The sequence below is a fragment of the Nonomuraea sp. NPDC050783 genome, assembly GCF_040802095.1.
Lineage (GTDB): Bacteria > Actinomycetota > Actinomycetes > Streptosporangiales > Streptosporangiaceae > Nonomuraea.
In genome coordinates, this window is sequence record NZ_JBFAHK010000001.1 from 703,869 (window position 1) to 718,153 (window position 14,285).

17 protein-coding genes and 1 tRNA gene are annotated in these 14,285 nt (G+C 72.3%); 10 read left to right on the plus strand and 8 right to left on the minus strand.

The window, feature by feature from the left end; all coding sequences use genetic code 11:
- Window positions 1-9 precede the first annotated feature (9 nt).
- Window positions 10-603, minus strand: a complete 594-nt coding sequence (locus tag AB0H75_RS03245) for a TetR/AcrR family transcriptional regulator (RefSeq protein WP_367789453.1) — start codon at window positions 601-603, stop codon at window positions 10-12.
- Window positions 604-651: 48 nt separating this feature from the next.
- On the opposite strand from AB0H75_RS03245, the gene AB0H75_RS03250 reads away from it, so the two are divergent.
- Window positions 652-2,883 (plus strand): MMPL family transporter, encoded by a 2,232-nt coding sequence (locus AB0H75_RS03250; protein WP_367789456.1) that lies wholly within the window; start codon window positions 652-654, stop codon window positions 2,881-2,883.
- 52 nt (window positions 2,884-2,935) lie between these two features.
- On the opposite strand, the gene AB0H75_RS03255 is transcribed toward AB0H75_RS03250, so the two are convergent.
- A tRNA-Arg gene (locus AB0H75_RS03255) sits at window positions 2,936-3,007 on the minus strand.
- A 116-nt stretch (window positions 3,008-3,123) separates the two neighbouring features.
- On the opposite strand from AB0H75_RS03255, the gene AB0H75_RS03260 reads away from it, so the two are divergent.
- The 4 genes from AB0H75_RS03260 to AB0H75_RS03275 all read left to right on the plus strand — a co-directional run bounded on the left by AB0H75_RS03260 (window position 3,124) and on the right by AB0H75_RS03275 (window position 5,145).
- Window positions 3,124-3,504, plus strand: a complete 381-nt coding sequence (locus tag AB0H75_RS03260; protein WP_367789459.1) for a response regulator transcription factor — start codon at window positions 3,124-3,126, stop codon at window positions 3,502-3,504.
- Window positions 3,505-3,611: 107 nt separating this feature from the next.
- Window positions 3,612-4,277, plus strand: a complete 666-nt coding sequence (locus tag AB0H75_RS03265; protein WP_367789462.1) for an AIM24 family protein — start codon at window positions 3,612-3,614, stop codon at window positions 4,275-4,277.
- Window positions 4,278-4,334: 57 nt separating this feature from the next.
- Window positions 4,335-4,637, plus strand: coding sequence for an ArsR/SmtB family transcription factor (locus AB0H75_RS03270; RefSeq protein WP_367789465.1), 303 nt, complete (start codon window positions 4,335-4,337; stop codon window positions 4,635-4,637).
- A complete protein-coding gene (locus AB0H75_RS03275; RefSeq protein ID WP_367789468.1) occupies window positions 4,627-5,145 on the plus strand; it encodes a YbaK/prolyl-tRNA synthetase associated domain-containing protein in 519 nt (172 codons plus the stop codon). Before AB0H75_RS03270 ends, AB0H75_RS03275 begins: the two co-directional genes overlap by 11 nt.
- On the opposite strand, the gene AB0H75_RS03280 is transcribed toward AB0H75_RS03275, so the two are convergent.
- From AB0H75_RS03280 to AB0H75_RS03300, 5 genes are all read right to left on the minus strand, one after another.
- Window positions 5,132-6,199, minus strand: coding sequence for a cellulose binding domain-containing protein (locus tag AB0H75_RS03280; RefSeq protein WP_367789471.1), 1,068 nt, complete (start codon window positions 6,197-6,199; stop codon window positions 5,132-5,134). The genes AB0H75_RS03275 and AB0H75_RS03280 overlap by 14 nt on opposite strands.
- Window positions 6,200-6,317: 118 nt before the next feature.
- On the minus strand, window positions 6,318-7,151 hold the full coding sequence (locus tag AB0H75_RS03285) for a universal stress protein (protein WP_367789474.1): 834 nt from the start codon (window positions 7,149-7,151) through the stop codon (window positions 6,318-6,320).
- Window positions 7,148-7,501, minus strand: coding sequence for a hypothetical protein (locus tag AB0H75_RS03290; protein ID WP_367789478.1), 354 nt, complete (start codon window positions 7,499-7,501; stop codon window positions 7,148-7,150). Before AB0H75_RS03290 ends, AB0H75_RS03285 begins: the two co-directional genes overlap by 4 nt.
- Window positions 7,502-7,539: 38 nt before the next feature.
- Window positions 7,540-8,151 carry a trans-aconitate 2-methyltransferase gene (locus tag AB0H75_RS03295; protein WP_367789481.1) on the minus strand — a complete coding sequence of 204 codons (612 nt, stop codon included), beginning with the start codon at window positions 8,149-8,151 and terminating at the stop codon, window positions 7,540-7,542.
- Window positions 8,152-8,193: 42 nt separating this feature from the next.
- Window positions 8,194-9,048 carry an SDR family oxidoreductase gene (locus AB0H75_RS03300; protein ID WP_367789484.1) on the minus strand — a complete coding sequence of 285 codons (855 nt, stop codon included), beginning with the start codon at window positions 9,046-9,048 and terminating at the stop codon, window positions 8,194-8,196.
- A 195-nt stretch (window positions 9,049-9,243) separates the two neighbouring features.
- Between AB0H75_RS03300 and AB0H75_RS03305 the strand changes: the two genes are divergently transcribed.
- From AB0H75_RS03305 to AB0H75_RS03325, 5 genes are all read left to right on the plus strand, one after another.
- Window positions 9,244-9,672, plus strand: coding sequence for a hypothetical protein (locus AB0H75_RS03305; protein WP_367789487.1), 429 nt, complete (start codon window positions 9,244-9,246; stop codon window positions 9,670-9,672).
- Window positions 9,673-9,708: 36 nt separating this feature from the next.
- On the plus strand, window positions 9,709-11,130 hold the full coding sequence (locus AB0H75_RS03310; protein ID WP_367789491.1) for an ATP-binding protein: 1,422 nt from the start codon (window positions 9,709-9,711) through the stop codon (window positions 11,128-11,130).
- Window positions 11,108-11,776 carry a response regulator transcription factor gene (locus AB0H75_RS03315; protein ID WP_367789494.1) on the plus strand — a complete coding sequence of 223 codons (669 nt, stop codon included), beginning with the start codon at window positions 11,108-11,110 and terminating at the stop codon, window positions 11,774-11,776. Before AB0H75_RS03310 ends, AB0H75_RS03315 begins: the two co-directional genes overlap by 23 nt.
- Before the next feature lie 159 nt (window positions 11,777-11,935).
- Window positions 11,936-12,337 carry a hypothetical protein gene (locus tag AB0H75_RS03320; RefSeq protein ID WP_367789497.1) on the plus strand — a complete coding sequence of 134 codons (402 nt, stop codon included), beginning with the start codon at window positions 11,936-11,938 and terminating at the stop codon, window positions 12,335-12,337.
- Between the two features lie 26 nt (window positions 12,338-12,363).
- A complete protein-coding gene (locus tag AB0H75_RS03325; RefSeq protein ID WP_367789500.1) occupies window positions 12,364-13,596 on the plus strand; it encodes a phospholipase D-like domain-containing protein in 1,233 nt (410 codons plus the stop codon).
- A 4-nt stretch (window positions 13,597-13,600) separates the two neighbouring features.
- Here AB0H75_RS03325 and AB0H75_RS03330 read toward each other — a convergent pair whose 3' ends face one another.
- Entirely contained in the window at window positions 13,601-14,284 is a 684-nt protein-coding gene (locus AB0H75_RS03330; RefSeq protein WP_367789503.1) for a response regulator, read from the minus strand.
- Between the last annotated feature and the right edge of the window lies 1 nt (window position 14,285).

The following is a 14,285-nucleotide window of genomic DNA, read 5'->3' on the forward strand; positions in this document are numbered from 1 at the left end:
GTCCGGGAACTAGGCGAGGTAACGCACGAGGGCGTGCTTGAGCTCGGCGACGAGTTCGGCGCCCCGCTCGGGCCCGGCCGCGGCGGCCATCGGCAGCACGGCCTTCACCATGGCCAGCGCCATGGTCCCCATCATCAGCGCCCGCTCCTCCGGCAGCCCGGGGGAGCGGCGGCGCAGCATGCCCGCGAGCTGCCGGGCGAGGTCGTCGTGCAGCCGCGCCGCGGCGGCGGCGAACTGGTCGCCGGTGGCGCTGCCGTACAGCAGCGACCAGTACGCGGGCGACTCGCCCTTGAACCGCACGCTCTCGTCCACGAGCTGCCCGACCAGCGTCTGCAGCGGCACGTCCGGCGTGACCGCGGCCAGCCGGGCGGCCCAGAACTCCTGCCGGTCGTCGGTGTAGCGGGACACCAGCCCGTCCAGGATCTCCTGCTTGTTGCGGAAGAACTGATACAGCGAGCCCGGCGACATGCCCGCCCGGGCGGCCACCTGGTTGGTGGTGAGGTCGGGGTAGCCGACCTCGGCGATGACGAGTTCGGCGGCGTCGAGGATCTCCGCCATCCGCTTCAGGCCGCGCGCCTGCCGGCGGACCGTGCGGTCAGCCATGAGTCACCTCGTTGACAAATACGAGCATTCACTTGTATTTCTGATCCGATGAAAAACACGAGTAGTCTACCGACTTTTCGCGAGCCCGGCCCTCCCCTGCGCAGGCTCGGCTTCTTCCTGGCCCGTCACAGCAGGGCCGTCCTCGCGCTGGCGCTGCTCGGCTTCGTGGTCGCCGGCGTGCTGGCCGCGGGCGCGGTGCCGCGGCTGTCGCTGGCCAGGTTCGAGGCGCCGGGCTCGGAGTCCGACCGGGCGCGGGCGGAGCTGGCGGCGCGGTTCGGCACCGGCAGCCCCGACCTGGTCCTCCTGGTCACCGTCCGGCGCGGCGCCGTGGACGACCCGGCCGCCGAGGCGGCGGGCCGCGCGCTCACCGCCGAGGTCGCGCGGGAGCCCGGCGTCGCCGAGGCCGCCTCCTACTGGACCCGCGGCCGGCCCGCGACCCTGCGCAGCGGCGACGGCAGGCACGCGCTCGTCGTGGCCCGCATCCCCGGCGACGCCGACCACGTCAGGGGCGTGGTGCTGCCCAGGCTGGTCCCGCGGGTCACCGCCGGCACCGACCTGCTGGACGTGCGGGCCGGAGGAGGGGAGGAGGTCTTCCGCGAGACCGTCCCGCTGGCCAGGCAGGACTTCGTCCGGGCCGAGCTGGTCATCTTCCCGCTGGCCTTCGCGCTGCTCTGGCTCTACCTGCGGCGCGTGATGGCGGCCCTGGTGCCGATCCTGGCCGGGGTGCTCGCCATGGTGATCGGGCTGGCGCTGCTGAACGCCGCGCTGGCCGTCACCGAGATCTCCACCTTCGCCCTGAACCTCACCCTCGCCATGGGGCTCGGCCTCGGGATCGATTACTGCCTGTTCGTCGTCCAGCGCTTCCGCGAGGAGAGCGCGGCGGGCGCGGACCGGGCGGCGGCCGTCGCGGGCGCGGTCGAGCACGCCGGGCGGACGGTGCTGTTCAGCGGGCTGACCGTGGCCACGTCCCTCGCGGTGCTGTTCGCGCTGCCGTTCGACTTCCTGCGCTCGTTCGCCTGGGCGGGCATCGCCGTGGTGATCGGCGGGCTGGTCGCGGCGGTGCTGGTCCTGCCCGCCGTGCTCGCCGCCGCCGGCGGGACGCTGCTGCCGAAGCGTGCCGCCGGCGGGACGCTGCTGCCGAAGCGTGCCGAACCGCCGCGCGCGGACGGGCTCTGGCACGCGGTGGCCGTAGGCGTGATGCGCCGGCCGCTGCTGACCGGCGGGCTGGCCGCCGCGCTGCTGCTCGTGCTCGCCTCGCCGTTCCTCGGGCTGCGCTTCGGCGTGGCCGACGACCGGATCCTGCCGCCCGAGGCGTCCTCGCGGCAGACCCAGGACGTCATCCGCCGGGCGTTCCCCGCCGAGGAGACCGACGCCGTCCAGCTCGTCTCGCGCGGCCCGGTCACCGCCGACCCGGCCCCCTACGCCGCGCGCCTGTCCCTGGTGCCCGGAGTGGCGCAGGTCGACTCGGCCGCCGGCTCGTACGCCGCCGGACGGCGCGTCGGCGACGGCGACCCGGCCCGCTTCCGCGGCGAGGGCACCTGGCTGTCGGTGGTGCCGTCCGCGGCCGCCCTGGCCGACGACCCGGTGCGGCTGGTCGAAGCGGTGCGCGCCGTGCCGCCGCCCTTCCCCGTCCTGGTCGGCGGCTACCCCGCCGAGCTGGCGGACTACCGCGCCTCGGTCGTGGACCGGCTGCCGCTGGTGCTGGCGCTCATGCTGGCCGTGACGTCCGCCGTGCTGCTCCTCATGACGCGCAGCGTCCTGCTGCCGGTCAAGGCGACCCTGCTGAACCTGCTCAGCCTCGGCGTCATGGCCGGCGCGCTGGTCTGGATCTTCCAGGACGGCCACCTGTCAGGGCTGCTCGGCTTCACCCCGACCGGCACGCTCGACCCGAGCATCCCGATCCTCATGCTGTGCGTCGCCTACGGCCTGTCCATGGACTACGAGGTGTTCCTGCTGTCGCGGATCAAGGAGGAGTACGACCGCACCGGCGACACCGGGCGGGCAGTGGCCGCCGGCCTCCAGCGGGGCGCGCCACTGATCACCGCGGCCGGCGGCATCCTGGCGCTGAGCTTCGCCGCCTACGCGAGCGCGCGGGTGACGTTCGTGCAGATGCTGGGCGTCGGCATGGCCGTGGCCGTGCTGGTGGACGCCACCGTGATCAGGGCGGTGCTGGTGCCGTCCCTCATGCGCCTGGCCGGGCCGCTCAACTGGTGGCCGCACGGCCGCGCGTCCACCTCGGCCCGGCCGGAGGCGTCGCTCCCGCTCGTACGCGATCCGTGAGGACGGTTCCAACGCGAAGAAGGGAACCGAAGACGGTTCCCTTCTTTTGAAGTGCCCCCTGTAGGATTCGAACCTACGCACCCGGCTCCGGAGGCCGGTGCTCTATCCCCTGAGCTAAGGGGGCTCAACGAGTGACAAGGCTATCAGTATCTTGAGGGTGGTCGGCACCACATAACGCTCGGCGAACACATACCGCGAAAACCCCGCGTGGCGGGCCTGGCAGGAGTTAGCTTGGCGGCCGTGGGTGAGGTTCTTGGGAAAGTACTGGTCGTGGATGATGACGAGGTCATCCGGCAGCTCATCGCGGTCAACCTCAACCTGGAGGGGTTCGAGGTGGAGACCGCGACCGACGGGCAGGACTGCCTCGACCGGGTGCGGGAGGTCCGGCCGGATGTCATCACGCTCGATGTGATGATGCCGTGCCTGGACGGGTGGACCACGGCGGAGAAGCTGCGGACGGATGAGGACACCAGCCACATCAGGGTGGTGCTGATCACGGCTCGGGCACAGGACGACGACCGGCGGCGGGGGCTGGGCATCGGGGTGGACGCCTACCTCACCAAGCCGTTCGATCCGGCGGAGTTGATCCAGGTCGTCCGGGACCTGGCGGCCAGGCCCTGATCGCCGGCCGGTCGGCGGGCCGGTGGGCTGGGTCCGGCGGGGTGCGCGGGGGCGGCGGTTGTTCCGTACGCTGGCGGCGACGGTTCGCGGTGGCGGAAGGGTGAGGCGTGCGTAGTTCGGTGTTCGGCGATCTCGACGGTCAGGGGCTGCCGGGCGGGTTCGTCCTGCAGAACGGCAAGATGTTGCGGGTGGAGCTGCCCTCCGAGGTGCTGGCCAAGCAGGGGTCCATGGTGGCGTTCCAGGGGCGGATGGACTTCGACTACGAGGGCGGCGGGCTCGGCAAGCTGCTGAAGAAGGCCGTCACGGGCGAGGGGGCGCCGCTCATGCGGGTACGCGGGGAGGGGCTGCTCTACCTCGCGGACAACGCCGACGACATCCACCTGTTCTACCTGGAGAACGAGGGGCTGACGGTCAACGGGCGCAACCTGCTGGCCTTCCAGCCGCAGCTCGGCTGGGACATCCGGCGGGTGCAGGGGGCCGGGGTGGCGGCCGGCGGGCTGTTCAACACGACCGTGACCGGGACCGGCTGGGTGGCGGTGACCACGCACGGCACGCCGGTGCTGCTCGACGCGGCGCGCATGCCGACGTTCGCGGACGCGCAGTCGGCGGTGTGCTGGAGCACGCGGCTGGAGGTCGGGGTCAACCGGACCATCAAGATGGGGGCGCTCATCGGGCGAGGGAGCGGGGAGGCCGTGCAACTGGCGTTCAGGGGGCAGGGGTTCGTGCTGGTGCAGGCCAGCGAGGGGCCGCCCGTGGTCAAGGCCACCTCGTGAGCGAGCCGGAGGCCGGCCGGCTGGACAAGGTAATTAGCTAATTGCCATAATGCCTTGGTGCTGGACGTGGATCTGGTCAAGGCGCTGGCCAACGACAAGCGGCTGCTCGTCCTGGAGTGGCTGCGCGACCCCGAGCGCCACTTCCCGCCGCAGCGGGACGGCGACCTCGTACGCGACGGCGTCTGCTCGCTCTTCATCGCCGACAAGCTCGGCGTGAGCCAGCCGACCTGCGGCGAGCACCTCAAGGTGCTGGCCAAGGCCGGGCTGATCCGCGGCAGGAAGATCAAGCAATGGGTCTTCTACCAGCGTGACGAGGAACGGATCGCCGAGGCGAAGGAGCTGCTGGCCGGTGACTGGTAACGACGCGGGGGCGATCGCCGCCCCCACCTCCCTCTACGACCGGCTGATCGGCGACCTGGACGCCGCCGGAGCGCGTTACCGGGTGCTGGAGCACGCCCCCGAGGGCCGGACGGACCTGGTCAGCGCGTTGCGCGGGAACGACGTCGCGCAGGCGGCCAAGTGCCTCGTCGTCATGGTCAAGATCGGCAAGAAGCAGACCCGGCACGTGCTGGCCGTCGTCCCCGGCGACGCCCGGCTCGACCTCCAGGCGGTCAAGGAGCTGCTGGGCGGCACGTACGCCGCCTTCGCCGCCAAGGACAAGGCCGAGGAACTGGCCGGCAGCGTCAGCGGCACCGTGCTGCCGTTCAGCTACGACCCGCGGCTCGAACTCGTCGTCGACCCGTCGCTGCTGGAGCAGCCCGAGCTGTACTTCAACGCGGCCCGGCTCGACCGCTCGCTGGCCCTGGCCACCGAGGACTACGTGCGCGTCGCCGAGCCCCGGGTGGCCGGGATCGTCACGAGCAGCTAGGGGCCGGGGCGGTGTTGGCGCCGTTCCATGAGGCCAGGAAGCCGAACGTGGTGGTCGCGCCGGGCGCCAGGGAGCCGTTCCAGCTCGCGTTGCGCACGGTCACGTCCGCGCCGCTCGCGCTCAGCGTGCCGCCCCAGATCTGGGTGACCTGCTGGCCGTCGGCGAACCTCCAGCGCACCGTCCAGCCGGTCACCGGCGCGGTGCCGGTGTTCCTGACCGTGACCTCGCCCTGGAAGCCGCCCTGCCACTGGCCGGTGTTCTTGTAGGTGGCCGTGCAACCGCCCCCGCCGGTCGGGGTGACGGTCGGCGTGACAGTGGGGGTCACGGTGGGGGTCACGGTCGGCGTCGGGGTGATGCCGGACAGCGCGCTCACCACCGCCGGGTACCACTTGTCGGACATCTTCTGGTCGCCCGAGGCGTTCGGGTGGACCCCGTCGTAGGTGTCGGTGGCCGTGCTGAAGCCCGTCCACTGGTCGACCACCGTGATCGGGGACTGCGCGGTCGTGGTGGAGGCGGCCCAGGCGGGGATGGCGTTGTTGAGGTTCACCACGCGCTGGGCGCATTCGGCGCAGCTTGACGGGTTCATCGGGATGATCTTGGCGACGAGGATCTTCATGGCGGGGTTGCTGGCCCGCATCTGGTTCACCAGCGTCGTGTACGCCCCGAGGATCGTCGCCGGCGCGAGGTTGCTCCACACGTCGTTGGTGCCGAAGTGCATCATGACGACGTCGGGCCTGGTGGCGGAGAGCCAGCCGGGCAGGAGGTTCTGGTTCGCCACGTTCGTGGCCAGGTAGCCGCCGTGGCCCTCGTTGTCGCCGTCGTGGGCGACCCCGCATCCCTGCGGCGGCAGCGTGCCGACGAAGTCGATGTCGGTGTAGCCGGTGCTCTGCAACCGGTTCCAGAGCAGGGCCCGCCAGCAGCCCGGGGAGCCGGTGATCGAGTCGCCCAAGGGCATGATCCTGATGGCGGCTGCACTGGCCGGCACGGTGTTCAGGAACATCACCACCGCGGCCAGGGCCAGGAACGCCGCCAGCGCACCGCTGGTCTTCCGCATCGTCCGCTCTCCCGTCGTAGCCTGGCGCCGATGGTAGGAGCGCGGCCGTACGGCGGAAAGCGGCTAACCGGTCAAGGAGTCGCGACCTGCGGTGACGTGGCGCCGGAGCATGTAACTTTCACCGGCGGACCACGGCGAGCGGGCACGGGGCGTGATGGAGCAGGGCCTGGCTGACCGAGCCGATGATCATCCCGGCGAGCCGGCCGTGCCCGCGGGTGCCGACCACGAGCAGGTCCGCTCCCGCGGCGGCCTCCTTGAGCACCTCGACGGGATGGCCGTGGACGACCTCCGCCACCACCTCGACGTCCGGATGCCGCCCGCGCCGCCCGGCCAGCAGGGTGCGCAGCTCGCGCAGCACGTCCTGCTCGCCGTCGCGGTCGGCCGGGCCGAAGCCGACGGGGTGCGGCCAGGCCCACGCCTGCACCGCCCGGAGCCGGACGCCCCGCGCCCCGGCCTCGGCCAGGGCGAAGTCCAGCACCCGCAGCCCCTCGGCGGAGCCGTCGACGCCGGCCACCACCTCGCCGCGCGACGCCTCGGGCCGCTCGTGCACCAGGACGACGTCGGTACGGGCGTGCGCGGCCACCCCGTGCGCCACCGACCCGATCAGCAGCCCGCGCACCCCGCCGACCCCGTGACTGCCCACGACCAGCAGCTCGGCGTCCTCGGCGGCCTCGATCAGCGCGGTACGGGGATCGCCGGGCAGCAGCACGGCGGTCACCTCGACGCCCGGATGCCCCCTGCGCACCCGGTCCTCGGCCGCCGCGAGCACGGTCCTGGCGCCCTCGCGCAGCCACCGGCGCACCTCGGTGTAGTGGCCGCCGTTGTTCTCGCACACCCAGGAGGCGACGGCGTGGGCCACGGTGAGCGGCGTGCCGCGCAGCGCGGCCTCGGCCCCCGCCCAGGCGGCGGTCTCCAGCCCGGCGCGCGAGCCGTCCACCCCGACGACGATCATGACAGCGTGTAGCACTCCACCTCGGCGCGCCGGAACGACACGCCCCTGTCGGTGGAGTCCTGGGCGCACCGGCGCTCGGACCTGCTGAGCGTGAGCGTGCCGCAGACAGTGACGCCGGAGTAGGTGCGGCAGTCGAGCGAGGTGTCGGTCCTGCCGATCCGGTACAGCTCCTTGACCTCCGTGCGGCATCGTGCCCGCGCCTTGGCCGTGTCGGCGTAACGGCACTGGGAGACCAGGGTCCGGTACTGTTCCTTGCCGACCTCGCGCGGCGGAACGCCGTCACCCGCGGCGGCGGGACCCCCCAATGCGGTCACCACCACGAGTCCTGCTACAGCGGTGATCTTCTTCATGTTTCCCCTGATGGGGACCGTACCGCTCAGGGCGATCGTCAAACCTCGCGGCGTACGGCCAGCACGCTGAGCCAGGTGCGGCGCTGGACGGTGCGCTCGTGCTCCAGCACCTCGAAACCGGCCGATTCCAGCTCCGCCAGCAGCGTGTCGGGGTCGCGGTGGACGAAGTAGCGGGTCAGCTCCGTGTCGTAGCCGTGGTACTCCCAGCTCTCGCCGTCGCCGGCGGAGGTGCTCAGGCCCAGCACGCCGCCCGGTCGCAGCGTCGCCGCCCAGGCTCGCAACGTGGGGCCGGTCTCGGCGGCGGGCACGTGCAGCAGCGCCGCCGACGACCACAGCCCCGCCAGCGAGCCGGGGGCGAGCGGCGGGCGGCGCAGGTCGCCCAGGACGGCGGGCACGCCGCGGGCGGCGGCCAGCCGGAGCATGCCGGCCGACCGGTCGATCGCGACCACGCTCAGCCCGCGCTCCCGGAACCAGGCCGCGTCCCGCCCGGGGCCGCACCCCAGGTCGGCCACGCGGCCGGGTGGCAGCACCGCGGCGAAGCGCCCGCGGAAGGCGACGAACTCCGGGGCAGGATGCTCGGTGTGCTCGGCGAAGACGGGGGCGACGTCGTCGTAGCCGGCGGTGGTGCGGGTGACAGGGTCCTCCTCCACGCCCCGGATCATGCCACGATCCGCGCCCGCTGTCGCCAGGGATCAGCCCGGCAGCGTCTCGCCGCCGATCGGGGCCAGCACTTCGCCCGTGTAGTACGACGACATGCGGTTGGCGGCGAAGAACACGTACGAGGGGGCGATCTCGTCCGGATCGGCGGCCCGCCCCATCGGCACCTGCTGGCCGAAGCTCTCCACCTTCTCCTCGGGCATCGTCGCCGGGATCAGCGGCGTCCAGACCGGGCCGGGCGCGACGGCGTTGACCCTGATGCCGCGATCGACCAGGACCTGGGCCATCGAGTAGGTGAAGGCGTTGATCGCGCCCTTGGTGGCGGCGTAGTCGATGAGCGACTTGTTGCCGCGCAGGCCGTTGATCGAGGAGGTGTTGATGATCGCGCTTCCCTCGCGCAGGTGGGGGAGGGCGGCCTTGGTGACGCGGTAGTAGCTGTGGATGTTGACCGCGAACGTGTGCTCCCACTGCTCGTCGGACAGCTCCTCCAGGCTGTCCACCGGCGCCTGGTAGGCCACGTTGTTGACCAGGACGTCCAGCCCGCCCAGCTCGGACACCGCCTGCTCGACGACCGAGCCGCAGTGCGCGCGGTCGGCCAGGTCGCCGGGCAGCAACACGCAGCGGCGGCCGGTCTCCTCGACCAGCTTGCGGGTGTGGGCGGCGTCCTCGTGCTCGTTCAGGTACGCGATCGCGACGTCGGCCCCCTCCTTGGCGAAGGCCACCGCGACCGCCCTGCCGATGCCCGAGTCACCTCCGGTGATCAGGGCCTTCTTGCCTTCCAGCAGGTTCCTGCCCACGTAGTCGCGCATCTCGTCGCGCGGCTGCGGGGACATCTCACCTGTCTGGCCGGGATGCTGCTGCTTCTGCTCAGGTGGTGTCGTTTCCGGCATGCCCAGCGGTCTTCCCGAGGCGCGGTATGCCTAACGCCATCGGCTCCCGGGACTTCGGAACGGCCCGCATGGCGCGGCGCGGCGGGCACCCGGGGTGACGTGGTGTTTCTTTCGCCTGCGGATCGGCGGCGGAGATGAGAGGTTTCTCATCGGGGTTTCAGCGTGGTCTCCTCGGAAGGCGGCAGGGTCTAGGGCATGCGATCTCGGGCGGTGGTGGTCCTGCTGGGGTTGGGCGCGGTGGTGGCCGGGCTCACGTCGGTGGGGTGGGTGCGGGCGGCCGACAAGGGCTCCGATCTGGGCGGGCCGATCGTGGTGTCGCCCACGCCGTCCGCCGGGCCGGAGGTCGTGGAACGTTCCAGGAAGGCGGTGTCCGTCCCGCGCGAGGTGATGACCGCTGAACCGGTCAAGCTGCCCGCGCCCCGGCCCGGCGGCTCGGCGGGCGGCGGCGCCCGCCACGACGACGCGGGCAGCGGCCCCAGCAACGACGACGCGGGCGTCGGCTCCGGCAACAGCGACGCGGGCGTCGGCTCCGGCAACAGCGACGCGGACGACGGGCCGGGCGATGACGGGCCGGATGACGACGGGCCGGGCGACGACGGGCCGGGCGGTGGCGATGACGACTGATCGGGCGAGCGCGCGCGGCGGGGAGGAGCCGTGCGGGTGAGCGCCCGTGCCCGGATCGTGGGCTGGATGCTCGCCGTCGTCGGCCTCGCCCTCGCCGTGTCGATCTTCGCGACCTGGACCGTCCTGCTCACCCGCCTGGACAACCGGATGCGGCTGGAGTTCGAGAACGAGGCCGAGAAGCTGCGCCGCTACGCGCCCACGGCGGTCGATCCGCGCACCGGCCGCCCGGTCACCGACGTGGCGGAGCTGCTCACCGGCTACCTGGCGATCAACTCGCCGGACCGGTGGGAGACGTTCTTCAGCATCGTCGAGGGCCGCGCCCACAGGATCAGCGCGCTCCCGCCGCCCGCGCGCCTCGACACCGACCACGTCCTGGTGGCGCGGATGGCCACGGCGACCCGGCCGTACCGGGGTGCGACCGAGACCCCCGAGGGGACGGTCCAGTACGCCGTCATCCCCGTCACCGTGGCCGGCGACCCCCGCTCCGCCCAGTTCGTCGCGGCCGTCTTCTACGACCTCCACCGCGGCGAGATCGCGGACGCGATGCGGGTGCTCGGCGGGTCCGCGGTGGCGGCGACGGCGCTGGCCGGGGCGGCAGGGTGGTTCGTGGCCGGGCGGGTGCTGGCGCCCGTCCGGATCATCAGCCAGACCGCCGAGCAGATCACCGGCTCCTCCGACCTGACCCGCCGCCTCGACGTGCCGGGCGACGACGACGTGGCCGCGCTGGCCGCCACGTTCAACCACATGCTCGACCGGCTGGAGCGGGCCTTCGTCGTGCAGCGGCACTTCATGGACGACGCCGGGCACGAGCTGCGCACCCCGATCACCGTCATCCGCGGCCACCTGGAGCTCATGGGCGACGACCCGGCCGACCGCGCCGAGACGCTGGCCCTGGTCACCGACGAGCTCGACCGCATGAACCGCATCGTCGACGACCTGCTCACGCTCGCCAAGGCCGAGCAGCCGGGGTTCCTGGCGATCGACCACGTCGAGCTGGCCGACCTCACCGTCAGCGTGGTCGCCAAGGCGCGGGCGCTGGGCGATCGCCAGTGGCGGGTGGACGAGGTGGCCGAGGCCCGGCTGCCCGCCGACCGGCAGCGGCTCACGCAGGCGCTCATGCAGCTCGTGGCCAACGCCGTGCGCCACACGCGCGACGGCGACCTCATCGCCGTGGGCTCGGCCGTCCGCGACGGCTCGATCGACCTGTGGGTACGCGACAGCGGCCCCGGCGTGCCGCCCGCCGACCGCGAGCGCATCTTCGGGCGCTTCGTCCGCGGCGCCGGCCGCACCGGCACCCACGACGGCGCCGGCCTCGGCCTGGCCATCGTGCGCTCCATCGCCAGGGCGCACGGCGGCGGGGTGCGGGTGACCGAGGCGCCGGGCGGCGGCGCCTGCTTCGTCATGACGCTGCCGCTGTGGGAGTTCTGGAGGTTGGGTGAACCGCATTCTGATCGCTGAGGACGAGGCCAGGATCGCCTCCTTCGTGGAGAAGGGGCTGCGCGCCAACGGTTTCGTCACCGCCGTGGTGGGCGACGGGCCCGGCGCGTACGACCTGGCCTGCACCGGCGGCTTCGACCTGCTCATCCTGGACCTCGGCCTGCCGCTGAGCGACGGCTTCACCGTGCTGCGGCGGCTGCGGGAGTCCCGGGTGACGATCCCGGTGATCATCCTGACCGCCCGCGACAGCGTCAGCGACACCGTGGCCGGGCTGGAGGGCGGCGCGGACGACTACATCGCCAAGCCCTTCGCCTTCGAGGAGCTGCTGGCCCGGGTCCGCCTGCGCCTGCGTCCCGACCGGACGCCGGAGGTCACCGTGCTGCGCGTGTCGGACCTCTCCCTCGACCTGCGCGCCCGGCGGGCCTACGTCGCCGACCGCGCGGTGGACCTGTCCACCCGGGAGTTCGCGCTGGCGGAGATCTTCTGCCGCCACCCCGACCAGGTGCTGACCCGCGAGCAGCTGCTGAGCCACGTGTGGGGCTTCGACTACGACCCCGGCTCGAACGTCGTGGACGTGTACGTCCGCTACCTCCGCCGCAAGATCGGCTCCGGCCGCATCGAGACGGTCCGCGGCACCGGCTACCGCCTGAAGGCCGCCGCGCCGTGAGGGCAGTCCGCGTGCCGTGGCATACCGCGCAGGTTTACCCCTGCAACGCAGGGCGTACGGCGCGGGCGGTCAGGGTTCAACCGGTGGGTTGACGCCTCGCGCGGCGGTCCACCGGGACACTGGTCCCCGTTTCGGGTCACCGATGGGGGTCATGACGACATGAGGTTCACCAGCAGGTTCACCGGTACGTTCCTGAGCGGCGCGGCGATCGCCGTCCTGGTGATGCAGGGCGGCGCGGTCGCGGAGGCGACGCCGGAGCCGCAGTCCTGCACGGCCCCGCCGGTCGCCAACCTGGACGACGGCTGGGGTGTCATGAGGGGGACCTACAACCTCAAGAGCGGGCCGTACGCGGGCGGAAAGTGTGTCACGGTGGCCGGCGTCCGCGCCGGCCGGGTCCTCTACTTCCACTGCTGGACGAGGAACAAGTACGGCCACCGCTGGGTCTACGCCCGGGTGAAGGGCACCAGGACGCAGGGCTGGATGTCGATCGACAACCTGCGGGACATCCGTGACACGTCCTTCGCGGCCTGCACCTCCAACGCCGACCGCGACCACACCTGAGGCCGCGACCACACCTGAGGACGACCGTGAAGCGATTCGCCGCCATCGCGCTCTCCCTGGCGTTATACCTGGCCGTCGCGCCGGCCCCCGCCGCCGGAGCGGCCGTCACCGGGCCGCCGGTCATGAACGCCCCGGTGTTCAACGACCCCACCGCGGACTCGGGCGCCGCCCACAGCCCGAGCGCCAGGCAGTCGGCCGTCATGGACCAGCTGATCAGGCTCATCAAGGCGGTGCCGGCGGGCGGCGAGATCCGCTTCGCCATGCACCAGTTCGTCCCCGGCGACCGGTCGAGCGAGGTGGCCTCGGAGCTGGTGGCCGCGCACGGCAGGGGCGTCGACGTGCAGGTCATCCTCGACAGCCAGGACGACGGCCGCAACGACGCCGTCTTCGGCCGGCTCAGCACGGCCCTCGGCACCGACGAGACGGCCGGCTCGTGGGCCGTGCGCTGCGAGTACCCGGACGAGAGCGCCGACCGGGGCTGCATCGCCCGGAACTACCTGCACGCCAAGTTCGCCGCCTTCTCCAGCGTGGTCGCCGGCGGGGTGACCTACTCGAAGGTCGTCTTCCAGACCTCGTCCAACCTGTCGGACTGGTACCTGTACAACTCGTACAACGACGCCTTCACGCTCCGCGACGCCGTGGTCTACGACGGCTACGTCACGTACTTCAAGGACCTGCGGGCCCGGCGCATGCAGCCGGTCGACCCCGACTACTTCTGGACGACCCCCACCGGCTCCACCTACCAGGGGCATTTCTTCCCGCGCAGCTCCTCCAGCGGCGATCCGATCGTCAACGTGCTGAAGCAGGTCAAGTGCAGCTACAAGGACGCCGGCGGCGTCACCCGCCAGAGCGACATCCGCCTGGCCCTGACCGCCTTCAACTCCAGCCGCAGGGAGATCGCGGACGAGCTGCTGCGGCTGCGCGGCGAGAACTGCTGGATCGACGTCGTGTTCTACGACGGCGACGGCGTCACCTCCGCCATCAGGGAACGCCTGGCGGCGAAGGCGTCGAACGGCAAGTCCATCCAGGTCACGCCCTGCCGGTTCGCGGTGGGCGACCGCTCGGTGGTGACGCACACCAAGATCATGATGATCGACGGCTCCTACGGCGACGACATCACCCCCCGCGTCTACACGGGCAGCGCGAACTTCACCACGCTGGAGAACTCCGACGACTCCATGCTGCGGATCGCGGGCCGCGACGTGCACAGCGCGTACCTGTCCTGGTTCTACAACCTGCGCGGCGCCTGCGGCCGGTAGGCGCTCAGCCCACCGGACCGGCCTGCCGCCCTGGCGTGACGAGCCCCGTCTCGTACGCCAGGGCGACCGCCTGCGCCCGGCTGCTCAGGTCGAGCTTGGTCATGGCCCGGTTGAGGTGCGTCTTGACCGTGGCCTCGCTCACGCGCAGCCGCTCCGCGATCTCCGCGTTGGACAGCGCCTGCCCCACCAGCGTGAGGACCTCGGTCTCGCGGGCGGTGAGCAGGGCCAGCGCGGGAGGATGGGGCGGGGCGGCCGGGCCGGACCGGCAGGTGTACGCCTCGATCAGCCGCCGGGTCACGCTGGGCGCGAACAACATGTCACCGGAGGCCACCGTGTGGACGGCCGCGATCAGCCGCTCGGGCGGGGTGTCCTTGAGCAGGAAGCCGGAGGCGCCGGCACGCAGCGCGTCGTAGACGTACTCGTCGAGGTCGAAGGTGGTCAGGATGAGGACGCGGGGGCGGTGCTCATCCCCACCCGACAGGATGCGCTCGGTGGCAGTGACGCCGTTCATGCCGGGCATCCTGATGTCCATCAGGATCACGTCGGGCCGGGTGCGGGCGGCCAGGGCGACGGCCTCGTCGCCGGTCGCGGCCTCCCCGACGACGTCGAGGTCGGGCGCGGCGCGGATCAGCGCCGCCAGCCCCGCGCGGATGAGGACCTGGTCGTCGACGACGAGAATGCTGATCATG

Coding starts and splice junctions, on each gene's coding strand:
- AB0H75_RS03245 (WP_367789453.1), bottom strand. CDS start 603: ATGGCTGACCGCACGGTCCGCCGGCAGGCGCGCGGCCTGAAGCGGATG.
- AB0H75_RS03250 (WP_367789456.1), top strand. CDS start 652: ATGAAAAACACGAGTAGTCTACCGACTTTTCGCGAGCCCGGCCCTCCC.
- AB0H75_RS03280 (WP_367789471.1), bottom strand. CDS start 6,199: ATGCGGAAGACCAGCGGTGCGCTGGCGGCGTTCCTGGCCCTGGCCGCG.
- AB0H75_RS03285 (WP_367789474.1), bottom strand. CDS start 7,151: ATGATCGTCGTCGGGGTGGACGGCTCGCGCGCCGGGCTGGAGACCGCC.
- AB0H75_RS03290 (WP_367789478.1), bottom strand. CDS start 7,501: ATGAAGAAGATCACCGCTGTAGCAGGACTCGTGGTGGTGACCGCATTG.
- AB0H75_RS03300 (WP_367789484.1), bottom strand. CDS start 9,048: ATGCCGGAAACGACACCACCTGAGCAGAAGCAGCAGCATCCCGGCCAG.
- AB0H75_RS03305 (WP_367789487.1), top strand. CDS start 9,244: ATGCGATCTCGGGCGGTGGTGGTCCTGCTGGGGTTGGGCGCGGTGGTG.
- AB0H75_RS03320 (WP_367789497.1), top strand. CDS start 11,936: ATGAGGTTCACCAGCAGGTTCACCGGTACGTTCCTGAGCGGCGCGGCG.
- AB0H75_RS03330 (WP_367789503.1), bottom strand. CDS start 14,284: ATGATCAGCATTCTCGTCGTCGACGACCAGGTCCTCATCCGCGCGGGG.